Genomic DNA, 23,349 nt, shown 5'->3' with positions numbered 1-23,349 from the left:
AAAGAACCATTTACTCCGACAGCACAAAAATGGCCAGCAAGTCATTCGTGACTCACTGGCCAATATCAATACAGGCTTACGCCTTCACTGTTCCTTTTTCTTTAGCGACAACACCTTCAGCAATGTTGTTCGGCACAATTTCATAGTGCGCGAATGTCAAGTTCGCCGTAGCACGACCCGACGACATCGTCCGCAGGTCGGTTACGTAACCAAACAGTTCCGACAGGGGAACGTCGGCCCGAATCACCTGCGATCCAGCTTTCGTGTCCATACCTTTCATTACACCGCGACGACGGTTTAGATCACCCGTAATTGGACCGGTGTATTCTTCGGGCGTTAGCACTTCAACGGCCATGATTGGCTCAAGCAGTTTCGGACCAGCCTGCCGGGCCGCATCGCGGAAGCCCAGCCGAGCCGCCATCTCGAACGATAGCGAATCGGAGTCGACATCGTGGAACGAGCCATGTACCAGCCGCACTTTCATGCCCTGTAGGGGGAAGCCAGCCAACGGACCGTTTTTCAGCGATTCATTGAATCCTTTTTCGATGGCCGGAATAAATTCGCGGGGAATCACGCCACCCACTATGCCGTTCACAAACTCTAAGCCCGGCGGCACAACGCCGTTTTCATCTTCGCCACGAGGTCCAAGTTCAAACACGATGTCGGCAAACTTACCGCGACCACCCGTTTGTTTCTTGTACACTTCGCGGTGTTCGACGTTCTTGGACAGCTTCTCTTTGTAAGCCACCTGCGGAGCACCCTGATTTACTTCTACCTTGAATTCGCGACGCATCCGGTCGATGATGATTTCGAGGTGAAGCTCACCCATACCCCGGATAATCGTCTGACCAGTTTCTTCGTTCGACTCAACTTTGAGGGTTGGGTCTTCTTCGATCAACTTACCAATCGCTTTCGAGAAGTTATCCTGGTCGGCCGACTTCTTCGGTTCGATAGCGTACCCAATAACCGGTTCGGGGAATACCATCGACTCCAGAACAATTGGGTTCTTCTCATCCGACAAGGTATCGCCGGTTTTGATGTCTTTGAAACCAACTACAGCACCGATGTCGCCCGCTTCCAGCCGATCAATCTGATTTTGCTTGTTGGCGTGCATCTGAAAAATACGCGAGATCCGCTCCTTGCTGCCCGACCGGTTGTTCAGGACGTAGGAGCCTGACTCCAGCACACCCGAGTATGAGCGTACGAAGCACAAACGGCCAACGTAAGGATCAGTTGCAATTTTAAACGCCAGGGCCGAAAATGGCTCCTTTGAATCTGGCTTACGCGAGATTTCCTGACCCGTGTCGGGATGCGTACCTTTTATGCTTTCCTTGTCCATCGGCGACGGCAACAAGGCCATCACATAATCGAGCATGGTTTGCACACCTTTATTTTTGAAGGACGAGCCGCAAAGCATCGGCACAATTTTCATGCTGACAGTTGCCTTACGGAGTGCCGCCAGAATTTCGTCTTCGGTGATTGACGTTTCATCCTCGAAGAACTTCTCCATCAACGTATCGTCGAAGTCGGCTACGGCTTCCAGCAGTTTCCCACGCCACTCTTTGGCTTCCTCCAGCATGTCGGCCGGAATGGGCACTTCGCGGAACGTCATCCCTTTATCGTCTTCGTTCCATTCAATGCCCCGGAAGTTGACCAGGTCAACTACGCCTTTGAAGTTTTCTTCTTCGCCAATGGGTAACTGAAGAGGAACCGCGTAGCTGCCGAGCATTTCCTTTACCTGCTTGCACACGTTGAGGAAGTCGGCACCAGAACGGTCCATTTTGTTGACAAAGCCAATGCGGGCTACGTTGTAGTTGTTCGCCAAACGCCAGTTCGTCTCTGACTGCGGCTCAACGCCGTCAACGGCACTGAAAAGGAACACCAGCCCATCGAGCACACGTAACGAGCGGTTCACTTCAACGGTGAAGTCAACGTGGCCCGGTGTGTCGATGATATTAATGTGGTATTTCTGGTCGCGGTAGGTCCAGTCGACGGTTGTCGCGGCCGAGGTGATCGTGATCCCCCGCTCCTGCTCCTGTTCCATCCAGTCCATGGTGGCGGCCCCATCGTGGACTTCACCGATCTTGTGACTTACCCCGGAATAATAGAGAATACGTTCGGTAGTGGTCGTTTTACCCGCGTCGATGTGGGCAGCGATACCGATGTTTCTCGTGAATAATAAATCGCGAGCCATTAGCTTGTTATACTGAAAGTTATGTAATTCTAAAACAGTGGAAAGGGGCCGGTAAGTTCGGCAAATACCCCCTTTCGGGAATCAGGTCGCAAAATTACTGAAAGCCAGCCACAAAACAAATGGGTATTGAACAATTGACCACCGACACCAGACCCTATGTAGTTCTGTTGTTGGCCTACATTACTCCTTGATCGACCACTGATATTGGGCCAGCGTGTCCACCAGTTCCGTCGTCCGACGGTTAAAACAAAGGGGTACACTCAGTATGACCTTGCTGAGTGTACCCCTTGCCCGATAAAGGAACCGTAGTATTATTCGACCGGAGCCTCCACGATGGTTACGATTTTCCACAGCCCCCGAATGTCTTGGAGGGGAACCGTTACGTTGCCACCGTTAGGGTTATCAGAGTGGAGTGTAAGGTATTTACGGGTAATCAGTTCATTATCGCGGATGCGCTTAACCACAAAATAGTCCCGGTACATCACGGCAAAAACGCCCCCCGACTGGTATTCCCAGTCGCTTTCGTTGACGGGCACCGCCAGTACTTTGGCCCCGTGTGCCAACTGCGGACTCATACTATTCCCCGAAATTTCCAGCACAACAGCCTGTTTATACCCTTTGGTGACGGGCTTTCGGATACGGAACATTTCGGCATCCGTCGTACCAATGCCATCGGCATAGCTCTCAACGAACGTAGCGTAGAAACGCACCGGCACAAACGGCACCTCAATAGTGTCGTCGTTGGTAGTAGCCATCACTGCGTTAGCTTCGGGTGAATTGAGCACGGGCAGGATACCCCGAATCAGGTAGTCTGCGCTGATCTGGGGATAGCAAGCCAGCAAACTCATAATTGTATCATACGACGGTTTAGCCCGGCCATTTAGTATGTTATAAAATTTCGATGGGTTCTCGCCTAATTCCTTGGCAATCTGATAAATAGTGATGCCTAAGGCGTCGAATACCTGCTTTAGTCGATTCTGTACGCTCATTGTACCGTCAATTTTGTCCAAACATTTTTCCATTATTATCGTATAAATAATAGACATTATAATACAAGTAAAATATATTGCGCTTGTATTACGCAAACATACTATAAATACAGAGCAATCGCCATGCCTTTCATCACTTTCTTATCCAGCAATTCATGAATCGAAATCGGCTTACCGAACATGTTCTCCCTACGGTGCTGTTTATCGACATGAACAGCTTCTTTGCCTCCTGCGAACAACAGGTCAATTTCTGGCTGCGAGGACGCCCGGTGGGAGTGTGCGTTTATACCGGTAAGCAAGGCTGCGTTATAGCGCCTTCAATCGAGGCCAAGTTACGGGGCGTTAAAACCGGAATGCGCCTGGATGAAGCGATAGTCCTTTGCCCCGAATTAGTACCAGTTGAGACACATCCCAGCCGGTATCGAGAATACCACGTGAAGATTGTGGACGTGCTGAAGCGATTCGCCGACGACGTTGTGCCCAAAAGCATTGACGAAGCGGTTGTAGATCTGACTAACTATCAGTTGGTTTACAAGGACATGCGAAAGGTAGCGTTCGACATAAAGCGGGCTATTCGGCAGGACGTAGGCGATTACTTACGCTGTTCCATCGGTATTGCACCAAATGTTTTCTTAGCTAAACTGGCGTCGGATGTTCAAAAACCCGATGGCCTGACCGTAATTACTCCCGACACCATTGACGATGTACTGCGTTCGCTACGCCTGACCGATCTGCCCGGCATTGGTCACGGCATGGCGGCCCGGCTACAGGAGGGCGGTATTCATACGCCGTTGGACCTGCGCTATGCCTCACCCGAACACTTGCGGGCTACCTGCAAAAGCATCGTGGGCTGGCACTGGCATTTGCGGCTGAACTTTGCCGGAGAAGTCGATCTGGACTCGAACAGCGAGTACAAAAGCATGTCGGCGATGCGTACCATCTCGACCGAGCAGCGCAGTACTCCCGAACGATTGGACGAACTACTGCTGTCGCTGTGTCTAACCCTCGAACGGCGTATGGTTCGGCAGCGGGTATTTTGCCAGGAAATGTCGTTCTCCTGCCGGTATCACAGCGGCAAAACGTACAACTATGAGGTGCGCTTTCCCGAACCGAAGCAGGACGGCCCCGAACTATACCGTGTTATAGTGCAGCGGTTGATCAAGTTCCAGGAAGCGCACCGTTGTGAACCGGTCCTGAACGAACACCTGCGGAGTATGTGTGTGACGATTTTTCGGTTCATTCCGGCCGACTCGGTGCCGCTGAATTTGTTTGAGGATAACTCCCAAAAAGATAAGCTGCGCCAAACGCTCTACGATATGAAAACCAAATTCGGTGCCGACAAACTCCTCCGCGCTACCGAACTGCGCGACAACCCAGCGTACCGGGATGTAATCGGGTTTGGGAATATCAAGGACTTGTGAGTGTTTGGGTGTGTTTGAGTGCTTGCAGACGGCGCACACACACGCTCAAATACATACACACCCAAACACATCTACACTCAATTCAGCACACCCATCCGCCCGTTCTGAAAGTCGTCAAACGCCGTCAGTATTTCTTCGCGGGTGTTCATTACAAATGGTCCATACACAGCCAATGGCTCACGGATTGGTTCTCCGGCCAGAATGAGCAGTTTAGCATCTGTATTGGCGGCTACGCTGATTGTATTGCCATTAGGGTTAGTCAATGCGACCTGCCCATGGGAAACCGGATCGCCGTTTGTAGTTGCCGAGCCGTTTAGCACATATACCATCAGCGTATAGTCAGATGGGACGGTAAGAATCTCAGTTTGCCCGGCAACCAGCGTTAAATCGGCCACAACAACCGGGCTAAAGGTGTGAGCAGGTCCCTGCAATCCAGCGAACTCGCCCGCAACGACGCGCAATTGGCCACCACCGGGTAGCGTACCCGTCGAAATGCGCGACGAAGCGATGTCTTGATAGCGGGGCGGACTCATTTTATCTTTGGCGGGCAGATTAACCCACAACTGCACAAAATCTAATTGACCACCCCGGCGCGAAAACTCCTGCTCGTGTTTCTCTTCGTGGATGATCCCCGATGCAGCCGTCATCCATTGTACATCACCTGCGAAGAGTTTACCCCGGTTACCGGCCGAATCGCGGTGTTCCAGTGCGCCTTCATATACAATCGTAACCGTCTCAAATCCCCGGTGCGGGTGTTGATCGACGCCTTTAGGCCGCTCTGACGGCTGTACCTGCATTGGTCCGTGATGGTCGAGTAGTAGAAATGGATTGAACGGTCGCGACCCCTGTGGGTGAAAAGCATTTAATCCAATAAATCCATCGCCAACGCTGTTCGGCGTAGCTGTTCTTATTTCGGCGACTGTACGCTGAGTTTTCATGATTGATGTATATACATTTAATACAACAACTGATAATTTAATGCGTGAGTTCAGCGCACACAATGATCCTCTCGTGGTATCATCGGCGCGTTATTATTTGCTCGTTCGGGCAGAAGAATGTTGTGCGGCCACCAACGGTAGAGCGTTCAATGCGGGTGCGGCAACGGGGGCAGAATTTGTGCGCTTCAACATCATCGTAGGGCGAGTCGTCCCACTCCCGAACGTGAATCAGGAAACTGTTAGGAAAGTCGCGGTAGGTGGCTTCGTGACGGATGGCCGTTTCGAGTACGAACCGAATAGCATCGTGCAGTTGAATCATCTGCGCGTCGGTAAGTGTGTCAGCGCGTTGTTCGGGATGTACGAATGCCTGAAACAGCACTTCGTCCACAATCCAGTTGCCCAGCCCGGCTACCACACTTTGATCCAGCAAAACAGGCTTGACAAATGCTTTTTTGCGCCGTACCCGGTCGGTCAGCACATTCAGCGAAATGTCCAGTCCATCCTGCCCAATTTTCTTCTCTACTAAGTATGCATCGATGTCACCCACCAAACCAACCCGCTCAAACTTACGAGGGCACAGGAAGCCGAGGTTGTAGCCATTGCCGAATTCAAACACGATCCGGGCAAAGCGTGGCCGGTCGAGGGATGCGTGGTAATACTCCAGATCGCCGGTCATGCCGAAGTGCATTCTGACGATTATATTCGGCTCGTCGGTCAACACAAACAGGTTTTTGCCTACCCGGCGCGTACCCGTAAACTGCCGCCCAGCGAGGGTGTTTTCCAACGTGGTATAGTCAGTTGTCAACAATTTTTTATCTTCTACCTCAACGTGTTGAATAGCTTGAAATAAAGATGACGTTTCCAGATACTGACGGCGGATTTCGACTTCGGGAAGTTCGGGCATAAACTGAATTGTTTCTTACTTAAACCGACAAAACAGCCCGTTGTTAACTAATTACGCACGACCTCGTTTAAGTAGAATGATGGGGTCGTTGACCCGTCCAATTATTGATTGTATGGCTGATACGCTTGTTTGTCAGGGTTTTGTTTTAGAACTTTGCCACCAATCTACCGGCTGTGTGGAACAATACCGCTTGTACTGCCTGCGTTAGATTACTGCGATTATCGTTAGAAGACAATTATCTTGCAGCCAAATTTGCTCTTATCCTAAACCATTAATTCGTTCAGATGTAACAACCTCTACACGAGTAAGAAGTGCATGTTTAATCGTTAAACTGAAAATTTGCTATGGAGAATAATCCACAAAGACCCAAGACCAATGGTGCCCTGTTAGCTGCTCTGATTATTATGACGGGTTTGGCCGGCGTTGCAGGCTATCTGTATTTTGATCAGAAAAAAGTTTCAGAAAATCAGGAGGTAACCATCTCCGAGCGCGTTGAAGAGCTATCAACGACCCGCGTTAAACTGGATTCGATTTCGACAGCTTTGGATGCGAAGATTGCCGAAGTGCAGAAGTTAGGTGGTGACGTTACCGAGTTGGAGAAAATGAAAGTGCAGTTAGAGAACGACAAAGCTTCTCTACGCAAAGGCAGCCGAATTTCATTGGCCCGCTACGACGCTAAAATTAAGCAGTACGAAGCGTTCTTAGTTGAGAAAGACACGCTCATCGCCAACCTCCAGCGCGAGAACGTGACGCTGGCGACCAACGTAAAGGTGCTGGACGAAGAAAACACGGGTCTCAAAGTGAAGGGGCAACAATTTCGTGATTCGGTAACTACGGTGGTCTCTCAGGTTGTTTCACAGAACGAAGAACTGAGCACGAAAGTAACCCGCGCGGCTGCCCTGAAAGCGCAGAATGTGAAGGTGTTCGCAGTTAGCTCGAAAGGTAAGGTAAAAGAAGATGATGCCTACAAAGCAAGACGGCTCGATAAGATCAAATTGGTTTATACGCTGCTGGATAACCCATTGACCCGTGAAGAACCCAAAGACGTGTTCGTTCGGGTGCTTGACCCCCAGGGTGCCGTTGTATCGGACATGGCGAATGGCTCGGGTACGTTTAGCGTGGATGGTAACGAAACCATTTACACCACCAAGCAAACGGTCAATTACACCAGTAATGGTCAGAACGTAGAATTGCTTTACACCCGTGGCATTCCCTACAAGTCGGGTAAATACACCGTTGAGTTGTATTCTGAAGGATTCCGCATTGGTGCCGGTCAGTTTGCAGTCCGGTAGAAAAAAATGCTCATCAACCAAAAAGCGCGATACCCGACGGTATTGCGCTTTTTGGTTGATGAGCAAAAATCACTCATTTGAACCCGGCAAAATACAATGAACGTTGCGGGTTGTTCTGTAACGAAATCCGCAATAGCTTTCCTTTTTTCTCCATACCATTGCTCATGAAAACGCGGTCGGTTTGCAGCGTGCCGATGCTCGAATCAGCTAAGCGTAGTTGAATGGCGTCGGTCTCTGCGCGGCCTAAGCCTATGTTTGAAATACGTTGACTGCTTCTGTCCGGGTATAATTTTGTGTAGATCAGCGTAACCGAACTATCCGACTCAGCGCGTAGTTCAGCGTAGGGCATTTGATTCGCTGACAACGCCACGCAGGATGGATCGAGGTACGCGTTTGTGCGGTATGTGCCAGCAACCTCACCCGCCAGTGTCTGCGGGCTTGGTTGGACATCGGTATCGCGCTGACAGGCCGTAGCTATGGCGAGGAGGGCGAACAGGAGAAGTCGTTGGATCATCGTGTGGTTTGCGTTTGATTATTGGACCCTACCGAGTCTTCAGGGGTTGGCACGTCGGTTGATTTTTTTTCGGCCTCATCCATTGCTGGCTCAGCCTCATCGGGTTGGGCCGCTTCCACCCAAACCTTCATTTCGTTAAGCGTCATCGGTCCAAATTGGGTTGTAAAGGCTACATCGGCGGCATCACGGCCGTATGCCACGGTGATTCGATTTCCGCGCGGTTGTTGTTGAGTAGCATCGAAGGTAAACCAGCGGCCATCTACGTACCCCTCAAACCAGGCATGCAAATCCATCGGATCGAGCTCGTGCAGATAACCAACCACCATTCGGGCGGGTATGTTCAGCGCCCGACACAGCGAAATGCCGAGATGCGTGAAATCGCGGCAGACACCCACCCGTTTATCAGCCGTATCAATTGCCGACGTGCTGGCATCGCTGGTGCCGTATTCATAGCGAATATTCTCGTGAATCCAACAACGGATAGCTTCGGCTTGGTCGTAACCCGGTTCGGCGTTTTCCGTAATCTGATTGGCTAAGTCGCCCAATTGGTCAGACTGGCAGTAGCGGCTGGGTAGCGTATAATGCAACACATCGTCGGGGAGGTCTTCAACGGGCGTATACGGTGCACCGATCGCTACATCAATAATGTCGGCGGTTTGGACAGTAGCCGAAAAGTGAATGGAGAACGGCCCTTCGGGCGCTACGACCCGCTGGCAGAGGTTGCCATACATGTCCGTAAATTCAGTGATATTGACAGCAGGCATAATGCGGTATTCTTCGCGAATAATCCACTGCCCCGCCCCGGAGCGGGGGCGCAGCATTAAAATTAATGGCGTTGGCCCCTGCGCTTCAAACAGTAGTTCACACCCGGCGTTAAGTTGCATGCTATTGACTGTTGCAAGTGATGAGTAGACAAATCTACGTTCAATTCGGCAAATCTGACGTGGTCGCTATCTGCACCAATTGACGGCAAACGTAAAAACCCAGCCGTTCACTTTTTAACAATTACAAACTCTACCCGTCGGTTCTGCTGGCGGCCTTCGTCCGTATCGTTGGTTGAGACGGGTTTGGTTTCTCCGAAGCCCTTGCTGGCAACGCGGTCCGGCTCAATACCCTTACTGATAAAATACTCCCGGACAGCGTCAGCGCGGTCTTGTGAAAGTTTAGCGTTGATTTCGTTAGACCCCGTGTTATCCGTATGACCGCGCATTTCGATCACCATCTTGGGTGTTTCGTTGAGCGTTATCACTAACCTATCGAGTTCGGGGCCAGATTCAGGGCGCAACTCAGCCTTCCCTGTGTCGAAGAAGATATTATTCAATCGAATCGACCGCCCAACCTCAATCGCTACTAATTTGAGGTCCTTACCCTTTACTTCCTGAAATCCTTTTGTCTGGGTCAAATCGACGTTGTCTCCCTCAGCAATGAAGTCTTTCGCAATAGCCCGCATGGAATACTTTTGACCGTAGGGCAGTACGATTTTGTACTCACCCGTGATTGGGTCCGATGTAGCCTCACCCGCTTCGGCTCCGTCGGGAAGCGTTTGGTAGATGATTCGGGCCTCAATGGGCTTGCCCGTCGTTTGATCGATTACTTTGCCGCTAATGAGCGCGACCGGATCAGGCCGGGTGCCGGAATTGTCAGCAACATCTCCCCCACCACCTACCCGGCCCGGCTGGTCGGTTGGGCGCTCATCAATGAGCTTAACGCGCACGATGTCGCCCTTGCCGAGCGTGTTCTTAAACGTAGTCAGGTACGCATACTCACCCGACGCGGACAAGGTATAATACGCATCGTACCCGTCGGTATTCACGTTCGGGCCGAGGTTGACGGGCTTGCTCCAGTGCTTCCATGTTTTATCGACGCGCTTGCAGACGTAAATATCGTTACTGCCTAAGCTGCCATCGCGATTGCTCGAAAAATAGAGCGTTGCGCCGTCGGGAGCCAAAAAAGGCGTTGTTTCGGTAAATTTCGTATTGACCTCCACGCCGAGGTCCATTGGTTTGCTCCACGAGCCGTCTTTCTGCCGGAAACTGACGTAGATATCATCTTCTTTGCTATTCTTCTTCTCGCTGAAGGCCATCAGCAGCACCTTCCCGTCCGCTGACATGAACCCGCAGTCGAACTGGCCTTTGCTCATACTGACATAATTCGGGATGTCCATCTTCTGCGGGGGCGACCAACCGCTGGCGGTCTTCTTACTCAGCGAAAATCCGCGCGTTTCATAGTTACCGTTGCTGTAGGAGCCTTTCACGAGCATCGACTGTCCGTCGGGCGTGATGCTATACGCACAATTGTATTCGTCTTTGTTGAGCGGAAAACCCATGCGCCGGGCGGGACCCCATTTTTTGCCCGCTTCGTCAAACTCCGAATACCAGATATCCTGGCTTCCCTTAGCACCGTGCGTATTGTTGGGATGGCTAATACGGGCGAAATACAACGTCCGACCATCGGGCGCGATCATTGGATTAATTTCGTTGTACTCCGAATTAACCTGGTTACCGAGATTTTCGACTCGGGTAGAGTCTTTACCTGACTGACCGCTGGAGTGGAACGAAATCAGTAAGGAGATCAGGCTGGCGGCTATGGCACCGGGAAAGCTCATTGGGTTGCGTGGGACAGTAATGCACTTTGAGAAAGAACGACGGCGAGGACAGATTTTGTATGATTTCAGCTTAGACCGCGTGGCTGTGTCACTCCGTTGTTATCCCAAATCTGACATATCTATACCCGCATTTTTCGGAGGCCATCTAAAAATAATCTCCTGTACAAAGTTACTGGCTCCTGGCTTTACCAAAATACCGTTTCCAGACAATCTCTAAGGTTTGTAAAATGGAACTGAAGAGTCAGATAAAGTGCCTTACCAGCCAACACCAATTAGGGCGTTGAGTTGGAATGAATCCCGCGTACCGAAGCCATCTGTGAATAGAATCTCTGGGCCAGCATTAATATCAAAATACCCCCTTCTGCCAAGCCGTCGTTGAATACCGTAGGCTACAAAAACTCGTGGCTGAGGATTGACTAATAAATTAGTGCGGTATCGGTAATTGAATTTTTCCTGGGTCAGTTGATTATAATATCTATATGCATTGAATCCTATAAATGGTTCTGCAACCTGAGCCATTACATAATTACCGGAGAGATTATTAGCAGAAAGTCCCCTGCGAATATGGTCGGCCATTTCGTAGTAATACCGTACACCAACTTTTCCACTGAACGCTGTTCGCGTCATCCGCTCGGGTTGGTCGTACAAGCGAGGGTCTATCGTTGTTCCAATGGGAATATTCAGCGGAAATTTTGCGTACGTTTCGTAGTTAAAGTGACCACTCACCCCAGCAAATACCGATACAGAAGGCGTCAATTTGTGTTCAATTGAAATGTCCAGTTCCGTTCCTACCTGGAGTGTCCGGGTCTCATTCTCAAAAGCAGGGCTTCTGTCTACGTCTGGCCAGAACCCTACTTTCACCAGCGTCTTCTCCTCCACGTTTGCCCGCGTGATGTAGCGAATGAATCGCTTGATTTCGCTCTTCGAGATTGATTCGTCTTCGGTATGGTATTCCGTACGAACTGAGTCAGATTGGGCTTGTACCGTTGCAGAGAGCATTAGTGCAACGACGATAAAATTGTACCGCATGAGTATTGTTGATTAAAAGTTTCAAAAGTGAATGCAAGTCGTTGTTACCTGCGAGGCTTGTGAAGTGGAACTGGCGATGTACGGACAAAGTAGCGTCAAACTACCAGCCAAGGTTTAGCAATAAAGCTATCCGGCATATGCCAATTAAAATCCAATACCAATTTCCAGCGTGCCAACCACCGTAAACCGCGGTTTCTGAGTGGTTGTCACTCCCGGTCCGATGCTATAGTCGAAATAGCCAAATCGACCTAACCGGCGCTGGACACCCCAGCCGATACCAATTTCGCTGGTCATTACCCGCGAATATCGTTCGCCAGTGGTTTTTAGCCGGGCCTGATTAAAAAGCGACTGATTTGCCATGAACATGACGTACTGGTTCGAAAAGTTGTTGGCACTTTTTCCCTTACGGATGCGGTTATTCTGGGCGTAGTACCAGCGCAAATTCAGCAGCCCATTTACCGAAACCTCTTCCGAGATGCGGCTCACCTGGCTATACACGGTAGCCAGTGCACCCTGTATGGATACCGCCGGTATCAGTTTTCGTTCAACAGCCAGTTTTGATCGAAATCCGGACCTGGTCCCAACGTAACCCGCATAACCAAGTATGGGTGTAGCCGTGATCTTGATTAGCGTCTTTTCTTCCACCTGTGCCCGAATGAACTTGCGGTATACTTTCAAAAAGCGCGAACCAGACCTCTGCGTATTTGTGTCAGTTCGAGCAGTTTCCTCGTCATATATCGTGCGCACCGACTCGGTTTGGGCATGAGCCGTTAGAGCAATCAGCAGCGTAATTAAAGTGATCTGTAAACAGCGCATGGTCGAATGAATTTTTTGGTTCGATGAGAGGTGTACTTACTACTTGCTGGTGAATGATCGCTCGCTCTGAATCGTGACGGGCATATAGGTGTTCTGAATGATAATCTCCGCTTTTTTCCCCGGCGGCTTGTAGGTGAAGGTTTGCTTACTGCCGTGGATACCCAGCGTGCCTGCCACCGATTCGGGAACGCGGATGTCAGCGAACGTAGCGACAACATCATACCGAAAATCAGTTACGCGCTGGGGCGCAAAAGTCACCTCTGTTCGCGCTGCGTCAACGCGTAAGGCGTCCAGCGTAAGAGTATTCGGCCAAATAGACAATTTTCCGTAACGGCTCGTAATCCGGTTCGACCCGCCCAACTCCCGCAGGCTGATATCTGCTTTCTCAGCTTTGCAGACGAAGGTTGCGTCGACGCCCCGCCCGTCGATGTCGCCGTATTCAGATGTGACTGTCAGTTTACCATCAATATCATCGAGCGACAGTTTGCCAAACTCGAACTTGACCGTCACATCGCCGGATAGATTAGTCAACCGCACATCGCCGAAAGTATTGGTGAGTTGAATAAGCGCCTTCGCTGGAACGCTAACGTCATAAATGACCTTGAGCTGACTTTGCAGTTTCCCGGCCCGTTGTGGAATCACGAACCGGTTCGCCAGTTCAATGTCATTACCGTTTGATTGAAGCGTGTACTGGTGATAGGCCACTTCGCGCTCGGCCACGGCCCGGTCGCGGTGCTTGGCCACAAGCCGGAGCCGGACCGAAACCGTCGGGCGGTTCCAGCCCTTCAGCGTCACGTCGGCTTTCTGAGCGTTCACCCGAATGCGCTGCCCGTCGGCGTAGGGCAGCTCTTTCTCCACCACTTTCGTAACAACCTGCACGGGTGCCTGGGCGAAAGTGCTAAAGTTTAAGCACAGAGCGCACAGAGCTATCCACAGAGATGGCACGCCACTGCGACATAAAGAAGAACTCCGTTTTCTCCATGATTCTCTTCGCGTCTCCGTCGGTACCGCTCCGACCGGTGCGCCGGTGCGATACCGGCCGATGCGATTATAAAAAGCGATTATCATGAGCGTAAGAGCGTAATGAGTTCTTTGGTGACGTCGGCCCGCTGGTTCTCAATCTGCACCTGCGCCCGCACTAAGCGCGGGTCGTCGCCAAACGTTTGCCGTTCCTGCTCAATGCGTTCCTGCTCAGCGGTCAGATCGGTGAGTTGATTGCGGAGTTCGTGAACCTCGGGCCGCTGACAGGCCAGTGTCTGCTGGGCGCACTGCTGCCGGATAAACTCCTCGGCCCGCTGGTCGGCAGTCGATGGGACACCATCCGGTGAGGGTATCGACTGGCCCGTTTCAACGGCATATTCAACGCGCACCGACTCGTCATTTCCGGGTCGTAGGAACAGCCAAACGCCCACCAGCACAACTACTGCAGCCGCTGCCAACCCTGCCCAGAGCGGCCGGATGACCGTAAAAGTGTTCCGGCGGTCGGTCGGGATATCATCCCACAAATGGGCTTTCGGTTCAAACGTCGGCAGGTCGCCCACGGCACGGGCCAGCCGCTCGTCCGACGTCAGGTCGGCTTCGATCCGCGCCCAGAGGTCCGGGCGGGGGTCGTGTTCGGGCAGTTGGTTGAGTAAGTCGTTCATGATAGGCGCTGTCTCAGTAATTTTTTAGCGTAACTCGTCTGCGATTTGGACGTACCTTCCGAGATGCCGAGCATTTCAGCGATTTCTTTGTGGGCGTATCCTTCTACTTCAGCCAGCAGGAAAATCGTCCGGGCACCATCGGGCAGCGTTCGGATGGCGGCATCCAGTTCAACCCCGGTCAGCGTGTCGCGAAACGGCGCGGGCTGGTCATGAATGGTTTCATCGAGGGTCAGAAACCGGCCTTCGAGTTGCTGCTTGCGAATGGCCTGCCGCACCACAATGGTTTTGATCCAGGCACCCAGCGTTGAGCGAAAGGCGAACTGGCCGATGTTTCGGAACACCTCCACAAACGCATCCTGCAAGGCGTCGTTGGCATCGTCATAATCGTTCGTGATCCGGTAAGCCGTCGAGAACATAGCTCGCTTATACCGCTCGTACAGCAGCCGTTGGGCGGTGCGCCGGTCCGACCGGTCGTGGTCCAACGCCGACTGGCAGCGTTCGATCAGTTCGCGATCAGATATATCGGGCGGTGTTGCCAAGCGGAGCATGAGTTTTCAGATGCGTTGTGCTAAAGGGCAGCGGACCGACTAAAAGGTTGGAAACTGACAGCAGAGTTTTTGTTGATATAGGCCCCCAGAACCCGATCCGGCATCAGCAAATAACGCGTGCTTTTCTTCCTCCGGGAGTAGATGATCCGATAGCGCCTACCCTACCGCTTAATAAAGATAGTGCTGATTAGCAAGTAGATAATAGTTACTTTGAATTCCTACCGTCACTGAACTTATGTTAAATTTCGCGTCTCCGTCGTCCATCGGTCGATCATCAACGTCGCCCGTATACTTCCCAAATCTGAACGGAGTCCGCTTCATTGCCTGCTTCTCGGTATTAATTCACCACATCGAACAGGTAAAGTATTCGTTTCAACTGCCCAACAGCTACGATTTTTACCTGATCAGAAATATGGGCAAGCTGGGCGTGGGCTTGTTCTTTGTACTGAGTGGCTTCCTGATTACCTACCTGCTGCTAACCGAAAAAGACCGGTATCACGACATCAGTATCCGCAACTTCTACATGCGTCGGGTGCTGCGCATCTGGCCACTCTACTACCTGATCATTCTGTTGAGTTGTTTCGTGTTTCCCACCATTCCGTTATTCCGGGACTCATCGTATGGCCAATACTATTTCGACGCTAATTTCTATAGTAGACTTGGACTGTTCTCGGTTGTGTTGCCGAACATGGCAATGGTCGTCTACGGCTCACCCTACCTATGCGCTCAAACCTGGTCGATTGGTATTGAAGAGCAGTTTTACTTACTGTGGCCGTGGGTTATCAAAAGCAGGAGTCTCAAAGGAATGCTGCTAACGGTAGCTATTTTCGCGGTTATCCTGTTTGGGGCACTATATGGAATGCTTCTGCTGGTGGGTAAACATTTACCCGCAGAAACGCAGTCGGCGAAGCACGCGCTCCTCTTTTTTTTCGGTCAGTTCAGAATCCTGACAATGGTGATCGGTGGAGCGGGGGCCTGCCTGGTTTACTTTCAGAAAAAGGCTGTTTTACAGATTATGTTTGGGCCGGTTGTTCAGTACCTGGTGTATGCGGTACTGCTGATTTTGCTGCTGACAAACGTAACCATACCGGGTTTTAACCTTGAGTTCTACGGTCTTTTTTTCTGCTTCTTCATCACTAACTTAGCGGCCAATCCAGCGTCGGTTGTGCAACTGGAGCAACCCATTATTAACTACTTAGGCAAAATTTCGTACGGTATTTATATCTACCACACCGCGCTGATTGTGCTGTGCGTCAACGTCATTCACACCTATATTGGCCGCAATTTACCGGCTTCAGCGTTCAATGGGCTGGTTTATGCAGGCTCCGTCCTAAGCACGGTTCTGGTTGCCGCACTGTCCTACCAATATATCGAAAAACCGCTTTTGCGGCTCAAGAAGCGCTTTGAATACGTTAAAACAACCCATACACCAATTCCGGTTTTACCGGTTGCTCAGCCGAATTAACTCCGACATCGTGTAGGTTTTCAATTCCAGCCGCCTGCTTTCAGCCAGTATGCTGTCCAAACGTCCCGTCAGGAAACCGTACCCGCCCGTTTTAACAGCCCGTTGGTACGGTTTGTGACCGAACAACATCAGCGCAGTGCCATCCTCTTTAGCCTTCCGCATACCCGTCCGCAGGTCGCTCAGGCCCAAACCGGCACCCTCATCGAACAGGAGCGCGTCAACCGTAGGATCACCGTCGAACTGGTAATAGATACTGGGCATCAGATGAATGTTCCAGCGCAGGGTTACTCCCCACATAGTCCGCTCGATCAGGGCAACATCGCGCAGCAGCACGAAATACTTCAGCAGTTCGTGGTCGATGGCGTTGGTGTGCGCTCCCCCCGGATGCGCGAATGACGTTGGCCGAAAGCCGTGCCGTTTCATGGAGCGCAGAGCCGGATGAATTTCGTCGTTCAGGTATTGCGACATTGAGTTCTGCCGGACGTAACTAATCGAATTGGTGTGAATAGCTCCATGACAGCCGATTTCGTGTCCATCCTGTTGCAGCGTCTTTAACTGGGCGATCTCTACTGGTGTAAGGCTATCAAATTGTGTAATGTAGAACGTAGCCCTGGCGTTGTATTTCTGAAAGATTGGCCGTAGCTGATACCATTCATTGATGAACCGGTCATCGAAAGACAGGGCAATACCCGGTGGGTGGGCTGGCGTTATTGGGCGGCAGGCGATTAGCAACCCAACGAAGAATAAGGTGCCAAGCACTATGGGCAACTGTCTAACGCGCATTAGGGTCGTGTACGAATGTGAATCACTTAATCATCTCAGTCAGCAGGGTGCTCACTGGTCTGCGTAAAGTTAGCCATAGTACAGGGGTTTCTTCCCACAACCAACCTGACGCTGCGAGGAATACAAGGGTATGAGCGCCGGGGCAAAGGCAGTGCGCGATGCGGCTACATCCGTACCTTTGATCCATGAATTATACCGAATTACACCTGACGGTTTCGCCCGACTACGCCGACATTCTCACCGCTGAACTCGCCGAACTCGGTTTTGAGTCGTTCGTGGAAACCGACGAAGGCCTGAACGCCTACATTGGCGAGCCGGATTTTGAGGAGCGGGCGGTGCAGGAACTGATTGCCAAATACGCCGGTCAAACCGCAATAGCCTATCAGGTCAGTTCGTTAGAAAAGAGGAACTGGAACGCCGAATGGGAGAACGGATATGAGCCAATTGAAGTAGCAGACCAGGTCCGGGTACGGGCGTCGTTTCACCAGATCAATGCTCAGTTTCGGTACGACATCGTCATTAACCCGAAAATGTCGTTCGGTACGGGTCATCACGAAACCACGGCCATGATGCTGGAACACCAGTTAGCCTTGGATTTTGGCGGAAAGGTCGTGCTGGACGTGGGGTGTGGAACGGGAATTCTGGCCATTTTGGCGGCAAAAATGGGCGCACGGGCCGCTCTGGCATTTGACATTGAGGAGTGGGCCGTGGAAAACGCCCGCGAAAACGCCGACTTGAACGACTGCCCGCAAATCACCGTTTTCCAGGGGACGATTGACGACGTTGACTCCTACGACAGCATCTGGGACCAGACACCCCCTGTTTTTGACGTAGTGCTGGCCAACATTAACCGCAACGTGTTGCTGCGCGATATTCCTATTTACACCAGTTTGTTAAAAGCGGGTGGCTACTTAGTTGTCAGCGGTTTCTATGAACAGGACGCCGTGGATATTGAGCGTAACGCCGTTGGGGCGGGCTTGACACCCATTCGCGGCATGACCGTTCGCCAGTGGACGTCGCTTGTCTATCAGAAACCGGATGACACGGCCGCACTGACAACGATGATGACGACACTTTTTACGTTATAATACACGGAATGCCGCCCTACTGTGGCTGAATCTGTACCTGATGAAACGCTGCTTCTACTCTCTTTTGCTACTTGCTGCACCGCTGGTGACCTTCGCCCAGGCGGTGCGTATTTCCGACAAACCGGAGCAGTTTATGGCCGACGTGCAGAAACTGATGGCGACGGGCGGAACGGTAGCCGTACGAGCCGGAACGAACCTCCAAACGCTCTGGTCGGAAAACCGGCTGTCAGCGCAGCAACAGGAGCGGGTGATGGCCCTGAGCCGCAAAATGAATCAGAAGCGGCTCCAGCCAGCCGCGCAATTTGCCCCGTTCTACGACGCGCTTTACCAGGCCGTTACGGCCCAGCAACCAACCCTCACCCCCGCCAACATCGACGGGCTGCTACTGATAACCGAAAAGCTGTTCGAGACGAGCGACACCCGCACCTTCACCCGGAGCGTAGAGACGGTCCGGCGGTTTCTGGCACGACGCGGACTCTACGCCAGCAGTCATAATAAACTGTATGCTCTCGGCGGCACGTTTGAATTTCGGTACGTAGGTGGCACCCCGTCGGCAACAACGGACGGAGCGCAGCAACCAGCAGACTCGGCTACGGCCGCCAAAGCGGCAGCAGAAAAATCGCGTTTCGATGGCTGGGACGACCCCGTCCTGGACTCGGGACAGGTGCGGCAACTCGGCGTTCAATACGTGCCGCAGCGACGCCCCATTCCAGCGGTGAAAGGGGCAGTGATCACGCTCAGTGGCACGTCGCTGGCAATAGTAGCTAACGGTGATTCAGTCACGCTGGCGGGCACCACAGGCGATTTGCTGCTTGCCGATGGCGTATTTGTTGGCAAAGGCGGTCAGTTTACGTGGGAATCGGTCGACCGGCCGGATATTTTCGTGATTCTGAACGACTACGCCCTGACGGTAGCCAGCCCACGTCTGGCGGCTGACGATGTAGCATTGATCTATCCGCCCTCGAAACCCATCAAAGGCGTGTTTGAGTACGTCAGCAGAAAAAAAGGTGGCCCGGTAACCTACCCACGCTTCATGTCATGGCAGAACGACGTGAAAATTCCTGGTCTCGGCACCGACATCGTCTACCAGGGCGGATTGGCCCTGTCGGGTGTGCAGATGATTGGGGCATCGGCCAGCGGACAGCCCGCCTTGCTGACCATAAAACACAAGGGCAAACCGGCAGTGGCCGTTCGGAGCCGCAAATTCGAATTTCGTGATTCGCTCATCACCGCGCAGTTAGCCGCGTTTGTGGGCTACGTCGATACGGACTCTGTAACGCACCCCGCCGTGCAGTTCAAATTCGATAAAACGGAGCGCATCGCCTGGTTCAACCGCCCGGAACGGAGTGATTACGCCCGCGTCCCTTACGCCGACTCCTACCACAAGTTCTACATCCAGCCCGAAGTAACCCGCTGGGATTTGCCGCGCCGAAAAGTTGATTTTTACCAGGTTGGGGCCAAACGCGAAGTGCCGGTTCGGTTCGAGTCGTTCGATTATTTCCAGCCCCAGCGCTACGCCGACCTGACGGTTGACTACGGTTTTCACCCGTTGCAAATTGTGGCGAACTACGTGGCGACCAAAAAACAGCAGACCTTCACCGACGACGACATTACGCAGACGGTTAAGGTGAGTCCAGTCGCGTTGCGCGGTGCCCTTAACCGCATGGTACTGGAAGGCTACCTCACCCGCGACGCCAACACGGGTCTGATGCGCCTGAGCAGAAAGGGTGTTCTGTACGTGCTGGCCTACGCCAAAAAGGGCGATTACGATAACTTCGAAGTGCAGTCGCTGTTTGCCTCCAACGACAGTACCAAAAACGCCACCATCAACTTAGACGATAACATCCTGACCATCCGGGGCGTCGACCGCTTCACGTTGTCCGACTCGCTGAAGGTGTTCGGTATCCCGTCCGACAAGACGATGCGGGTGGGCAAAGGCCGGGCGTTCACCATCAATGGCCAGTTGAAGGCGGGTACCCTACGCTACGCCGGCCGCGATCTGAAGTTCGACTACGACAAGTTTGCCATGAACCTCAACAAAATCGACTCCATTACCTTCTCGTCGCAGAAACTGGCGGCTCAGGGTAAGGAAGGCGAGATTGGGGGCGATATTAAGTACGAGAATCCAGGCACAGTTTACTTTGGCGCATCGGACAACAAATCGGGGCAGATTAAGGGTAAAAAAACGACGCAGCGTCTGGTAATGCCCCAGGGAATGACGGTTTACTTTAACCAGCCGGTACGGGGCAATGTGACGTACAATGAGAAGGTGTATTTTAAGATCCCGGCCATTGACAACGACAGTCTGGGACAGGGCGACATCTCATTCTTGGGCACGTTTTATTCCGACGGTATCTTTCCGCCCTTCAAAGCCGAACTTAAAACCATGCCCGACAACACCCTCGGGTTTGTTCACAAAGCACCGGCTGCGGGCTATCCAATTTACGGCAAAAAGTCCAGTGTGAAACTCACTACGGAGATCACCATGGACAAAAATGGTTTGCAGGCCGAGGGGATCCTTAACCACTTGACAACCAGCCTGAACACACAGCGTATGCTGTTCACGACTGACTCGCTGCTGACATCGGGACCGACGGGAGAAATTAAGGAAGGATTAATTGGAAAAGCCTACTTTCCTCAGGTTAAGCTCAATGATTATAGTATGAAATGGTGGCCCAAAGCGGATAGCATGGTCATCGCTACCCAAAAGAACAACTTCAATTTCTACAACGCCACTACTAACCTCGACGGGGGTTTGGTCTTACGCTCGTCGGGTCTGTTCGGCAATGGAACGCTGCGCCGGAAGGATTCGGAAGCCGTCTCGAACAGCATAAAATTCAACAAAGAGGGTTTCTTAGCGGACAACGCTCAGTTCAAAATCGTATCCGATAAGGAAGCGGCCAAGCCAATTCTGGTGGGAAATGACATTGACGTAGACTTCAACCAGTCGAAAGGCATTGTTGGTCTGGCGATCAACAAACGAGGACAAAGCCTTGACGACACGCTTCAGTCGAGCATGGAGTTTCCGTTTGCGGCCTACAAAACCAGCATCAATCGAGCGCAGTGGAACATCAATGCGAAGACCATTGCTATGAAAGGTGACGTGAAAACGTCAACGTTTACGGCTACGGCCGAGGAACAGGAAGGATTGACGTTTGCGGGTTCGGCTGCGCTCTATGATGTCGAGAAAATGATGCTCAACATCAGCGGTGTGCCGTATCTGACCTCGGCCGACGCCCGTATTTTCCCCGACAAAGGCGTTGTGACGATCAAGCGGAACGGGGAGATGCTGGCCCTCAAGAACGCCCGGCTGGAATTAGATACCATTAGCCTGTTTCACCGGCTACGTGGAGGCAATATTGAGGTGATCTCCCGCACTCGGTTCGCGGGCGATGCGACCTATCAATTTGCCACCATGAAGGGCGACACGGCGAACATCAAGATGGGCAGTTTTGAATTGAAAGAAGCTCCGGCGGTAGCTTCAGCAACGCTGAGCGCCGATACAAAGAAACCAACCCGTCGTTCGGGACGAAACGCATCGCAAAAGCCGCTCACGACCTACTTTACCGTTGCCCGGGCTGACGTTGAGGAAGACGACAACCTGCAGTTAGCGCCGAAGATGCTCTACAAAGGCACCATCGCCATGCAGGCTCCCGACAAAGACCTGGCGCTGGACGGATTCATTAAACCGGCCCTCAGGAAACGCCCGGACTTGGTTGGCGGCTGGATTCCGTTCAAGGAGAAAGTAGAGGAACGACTGGAGATTAAAGTCGACAAGAATTTAAAGAACGAAGGCGGGCAGCAGTTGGTAGCCGGGATTCACGTTCGGGGTGGCGGTGCCGGATTATACCCAACGTTCTTGTCGCCGAAAGAAGACTCCCGCGACGATGATCTGTTTTCGGCCACGGGTATCATGCGCTATGATGAGAAAGACAAGGTATACCGCATTGTCTCGAAAGCAAGTGATGAACCCACCGGAGAACCAGCCGCCCAAACCGACAGTACAAGCACGGAGTCGGATGAGGTCGAAAATGCATTTACGTTCAATGATGCGAAGGGCCTGATGACCTACAAAGGCAAACTAAACCTGCTGTCGGCCAAACCCAATGAGTTTCTGCTGTCGGCGGGGTCAGCGCGGGTCAACATCGACAGCACGACCTTCCGGCTCAATACGCTACTGGCCTTCACCTTCCCGGTGCCGGAGCTAATTAACACGGCTATCGCGGGTAAGATTGTGGCGACGAATCAGGAAGAGAAAAACGACGAAGCGGCCGATGATGACCTCAACCGGCTGTCGGACAAGCTCGTGCCGCTGATCGGCCAGCCCGCCGTCGACGCCTATCGGATCAAAGCGCAAAATCAGCACGTGCCGCTTAATCAGGCATCGCCGAAGCTGAACGCCATGCTCGTGCTGGCCAACGCCAACCTACGTTGGTCCAGTAAATTCAACGCCTTCTACAGCACCGGACGGCTGGGTGTCTCCAACATTGCAGCTACGGATGTAAACGCGCAAATGGATGGCTTTGTCGAGATTCGCAAGACGGGCAACGGCGACGAGGCCACCATTTACCTCGAGTCGTCGCCCGACGTGTGGGTATTCTACGATTACAAACCGGGTAACGGGCCAGGGTCGCAGGGGCAATTGGCTATCATCACGTCGGAGCAGGACATCAACGACCGAATGCTGGCGGGATCGAAAAACAGCGGCAAATCTACGGTCGAGGTTGTTCCAGCTACGGTCGATGAAAAGTCGCTATTCGTAGACCGTTATTTAGATCAGTACAAAACCAAAGCACGAACAGCGCCGAAGCCCAAAATCAAACCGGCTGACACGAGCGCCCCGGTAGCAGCCGCCCCCGCCGATGACGTGGTCGATGAAACAGCCGAATCGGAGACGCCGAAAGTGGAAGAAACAAAGGCAAAACCAGGTAAAAAGGCGGGTAAAGCGGGTAAGACTACAGGCGTAGCGTCGGCCCCGACCTCGCTGACGGGCACGAAAGTGGTGAAGGAGGTAAAAAAGGAGGTTAAGAAAGATAAAGAAGCGGAGAAGGAAGGATTCTGATCTGATGTAACGAAAAATGACCTGCCAGTTTTGGCAGGTCATTTTTCGTTACATTCTC

Annotated in this window: 18 protein-coding genes; 5 read left to right on the top strand and 13 right to left on the bottom strand. The window is 52.2% G+C overall.

Annotation, left to right across the window (positions count from 1 at the left end):
* Nucleotides 1-76: 76 nt before the first annotated feature.
* On the bottom strand, nucleotides 77-2,194 hold the full coding sequence (gene fusA / locus ACYVHB_RS04680; protein ID WP_461050099.1) for an elongation factor G: 2,118 nt from the start codon (nucleotides 2,192-2,194) through the stop codon (nucleotides 77-79).
* A 311-nt stretch (nucleotides 2,195-2,505) separates the two neighbouring features.
* Nucleotides 2,506-3,183 (bottom strand): LexA family transcriptional regulator, encoded by a 678-nt coding sequence (locus ACYVHB_RS04675; RefSeq protein ID WP_461050097.1) that lies wholly within the window; start codon nucleotides 3,181-3,183, stop codon nucleotides 2,506-2,508.
* 155 nt (nucleotides 3,184-3,338) lie between these two features.
* Here ACYVHB_RS04675 and ACYVHB_RS04670 point away from each other — a divergent pair, with 155 nt between their 5' ends.
* Nucleotides 3,339-4,604 carry a DNA polymerase Y family protein gene (locus tag ACYVHB_RS04670; protein ID WP_461050095.1) on the top strand — a complete coding sequence of 422 codons (1,266 nt, stop codon included), beginning with the start codon at nucleotides 3,339-3,341 and terminating at the stop codon, nucleotides 4,602-4,604.
* A gap of 77 nt (nucleotides 4,605-4,681) precedes the next feature.
* On the opposite strand, the gene ACYVHB_RS04665 is transcribed toward ACYVHB_RS04670, so the two are convergent.
* Both ACYVHB_RS04665 and ACYVHB_RS04660 read right to left on the bottom strand, forming a co-directional pair.
* Nucleotides 4,682-5,542, bottom strand: coding sequence for a pirin family protein (locus ACYVHB_RS04665; protein ID WP_461050093.1), 861 nt, complete (start codon nucleotides 5,540-5,542; stop codon nucleotides 4,682-4,684).
* A gap of 79 nt (nucleotides 5,543-5,621) precedes the next feature.
* Complete coding sequence (locus ACYVHB_RS04660; RefSeq protein WP_461050091.1) at nucleotides 5,622-6,446, bottom strand: Fpg/Nei family DNA glycosylase; 825 nt, start codon at nucleotides 6,444-6,446, stop codon at nucleotides 5,622-5,624.
* 344 nt (nucleotides 6,447-6,790) lie between these two features.
* Here ACYVHB_RS04660 and ACYVHB_RS04655 point away from each other — a divergent pair, with 344 nt between their 5' ends.
* Nucleotides 6,791-7,738, top strand: a complete 948-nt coding sequence (locus ACYVHB_RS04655) for a hypothetical protein (RefSeq protein ID WP_461050089.1) — start codon at nucleotides 6,791-6,793, stop codon at nucleotides 7,736-7,738.
* A gap of 73 nt (nucleotides 7,739-7,811) precedes the next feature.
* Here the strand turns inward: ACYVHB_RS04655 and ACYVHB_RS04650 are convergent, their stop codons facing one another.
* From ACYVHB_RS04650 to ACYVHB_RS04615, 8 genes are all read right to left on the bottom strand, one after another.
* Nucleotides 7,812-8,252, bottom strand: coding sequence for a hypothetical protein (locus ACYVHB_RS04650; protein ID WP_461050087.1), 441 nt, complete (start codon nucleotides 8,250-8,252; stop codon nucleotides 7,812-7,814).
* Nucleotides 8,249-9,136: a transglutaminase-like domain-containing protein gene (locus tag ACYVHB_RS04645; RefSeq protein ID WP_461050085.1), complete on the bottom strand. Its 888-nt coding sequence runs from the start codon at nucleotides 9,134-9,136 to the stop codon at nucleotides 8,249-8,251. The genes ACYVHB_RS04650 and ACYVHB_RS04645 overlap by 4 nt, the downstream gene beginning before the upstream one ends.
* Nucleotides 9,137-9,243: 107 nt before the next feature.
* Nucleotides 9,244-10,857, bottom strand: coding sequence for an OmpA family protein (locus ACYVHB_RS04640; RefSeq protein ID WP_461050083.1), 1,614 nt, complete (start codon nucleotides 10,855-10,857; stop codon nucleotides 9,244-9,246).
* 255 nt (nucleotides 10,858-11,112) lie between these two features.
* Complete coding sequence (locus ACYVHB_RS04635) at nucleotides 11,113-11,886, bottom strand: hypothetical protein (protein WP_461050082.1); 774 nt, start codon at nucleotides 11,884-11,886, stop codon at nucleotides 11,113-11,115.
* A gap of 144 nt (nucleotides 11,887-12,030) precedes the next feature.
* A complete protein-coding gene (locus ACYVHB_RS04630; RefSeq protein WP_461050080.1) occupies nucleotides 12,031-12,702 on the bottom strand; it encodes a hypothetical protein in 672 nt (223 codons plus the stop codon).
* A 39-nt stretch (nucleotides 12,703-12,741) separates the two neighbouring features.
* Complete coding sequence (locus ACYVHB_RS04625) at nucleotides 12,742-13,581, bottom strand: DUF4097 family beta strand repeat-containing protein (RefSeq protein ID WP_461050078.1); 840 nt, start codon at nucleotides 13,579-13,581, stop codon at nucleotides 12,742-12,744.
* 185 nt (nucleotides 13,582-13,766) lie between these two features.
* Complete coding sequence (locus ACYVHB_RS04620; protein WP_461050076.1) at nucleotides 13,767-14,345, bottom strand: hypothetical protein; 579 nt, start codon at nucleotides 14,343-14,345, stop codon at nucleotides 13,767-13,769.
* The gene (locus tag ACYVHB_RS04615) at nucleotides 14,342-14,893 is read right to left on the bottom strand and encodes an RNA polymerase sigma factor (protein ID WP_461050074.1); all 552 of its coding nucleotides are present in this window, start codon (nucleotides 14,891-14,893) and stop codon (nucleotides 14,342-14,344) included. Before ACYVHB_RS04615 ends, ACYVHB_RS04620 begins: the two co-directional genes overlap by 4 nt.
* Before the next feature lie 235 nt (nucleotides 14,894-15,128).
* Between ACYVHB_RS04615 and ACYVHB_RS04610 the strand changes: the two genes are divergently transcribed.
* Nucleotides 15,129-16,358 carry an acyltransferase family protein gene (locus ACYVHB_RS04610; RefSeq protein ID WP_461050073.1) on the top strand — a complete coding sequence of 410 codons (1,230 nt, stop codon included), beginning with the start codon at nucleotides 15,129-15,131 and terminating at the stop codon, nucleotides 16,356-16,358.
* Here the strand turns inward: ACYVHB_RS04610 and ACYVHB_RS04605 are convergent.
* Entirely contained in the window at nucleotides 16,335-17,141 is an 807-nt protein-coding gene (locus ACYVHB_RS04605; protein WP_461050071.1) for a polysaccharide deacetylase family protein, read from the bottom strand. The genes ACYVHB_RS04610 and ACYVHB_RS04605 overlap by 24 nt on opposite strands.
* 185 nt (nucleotides 17,142-17,326) lie before the next feature.
* On the opposite strand from ACYVHB_RS04605, the gene prmA reads away from it, so the two are divergent.
* On the top strand, nucleotides 17,327-18,229 hold the full coding sequence (gene prmA, locus ACYVHB_RS04600) for a 50S ribosomal protein L11 methyltransferase (protein WP_461050070.1): 903 nt from the start codon (nucleotides 17,327-17,329) through the stop codon (nucleotides 18,227-18,229).
* A gap of 40 nt (nucleotides 18,230-18,269) precedes the next feature.
* Nucleotides 18,270-23,291: a hypothetical protein gene (locus ACYVHB_RS04595; RefSeq protein WP_461050068.1), complete on the top strand. Its 5,022-nt coding sequence runs from the start codon at nucleotides 18,270-18,272 to the stop codon at nucleotides 23,289-23,291.
* Nucleotides 23,292-23,349: the final 58 nt, after the last annotated feature.

This window comes from Spirosoma arcticum, assembly GCF_054779955.1.
Note: the sequence above shows the minus strand (reverse complement) of the source record. Positions and strands in the feature narration are given on the sequence as shown.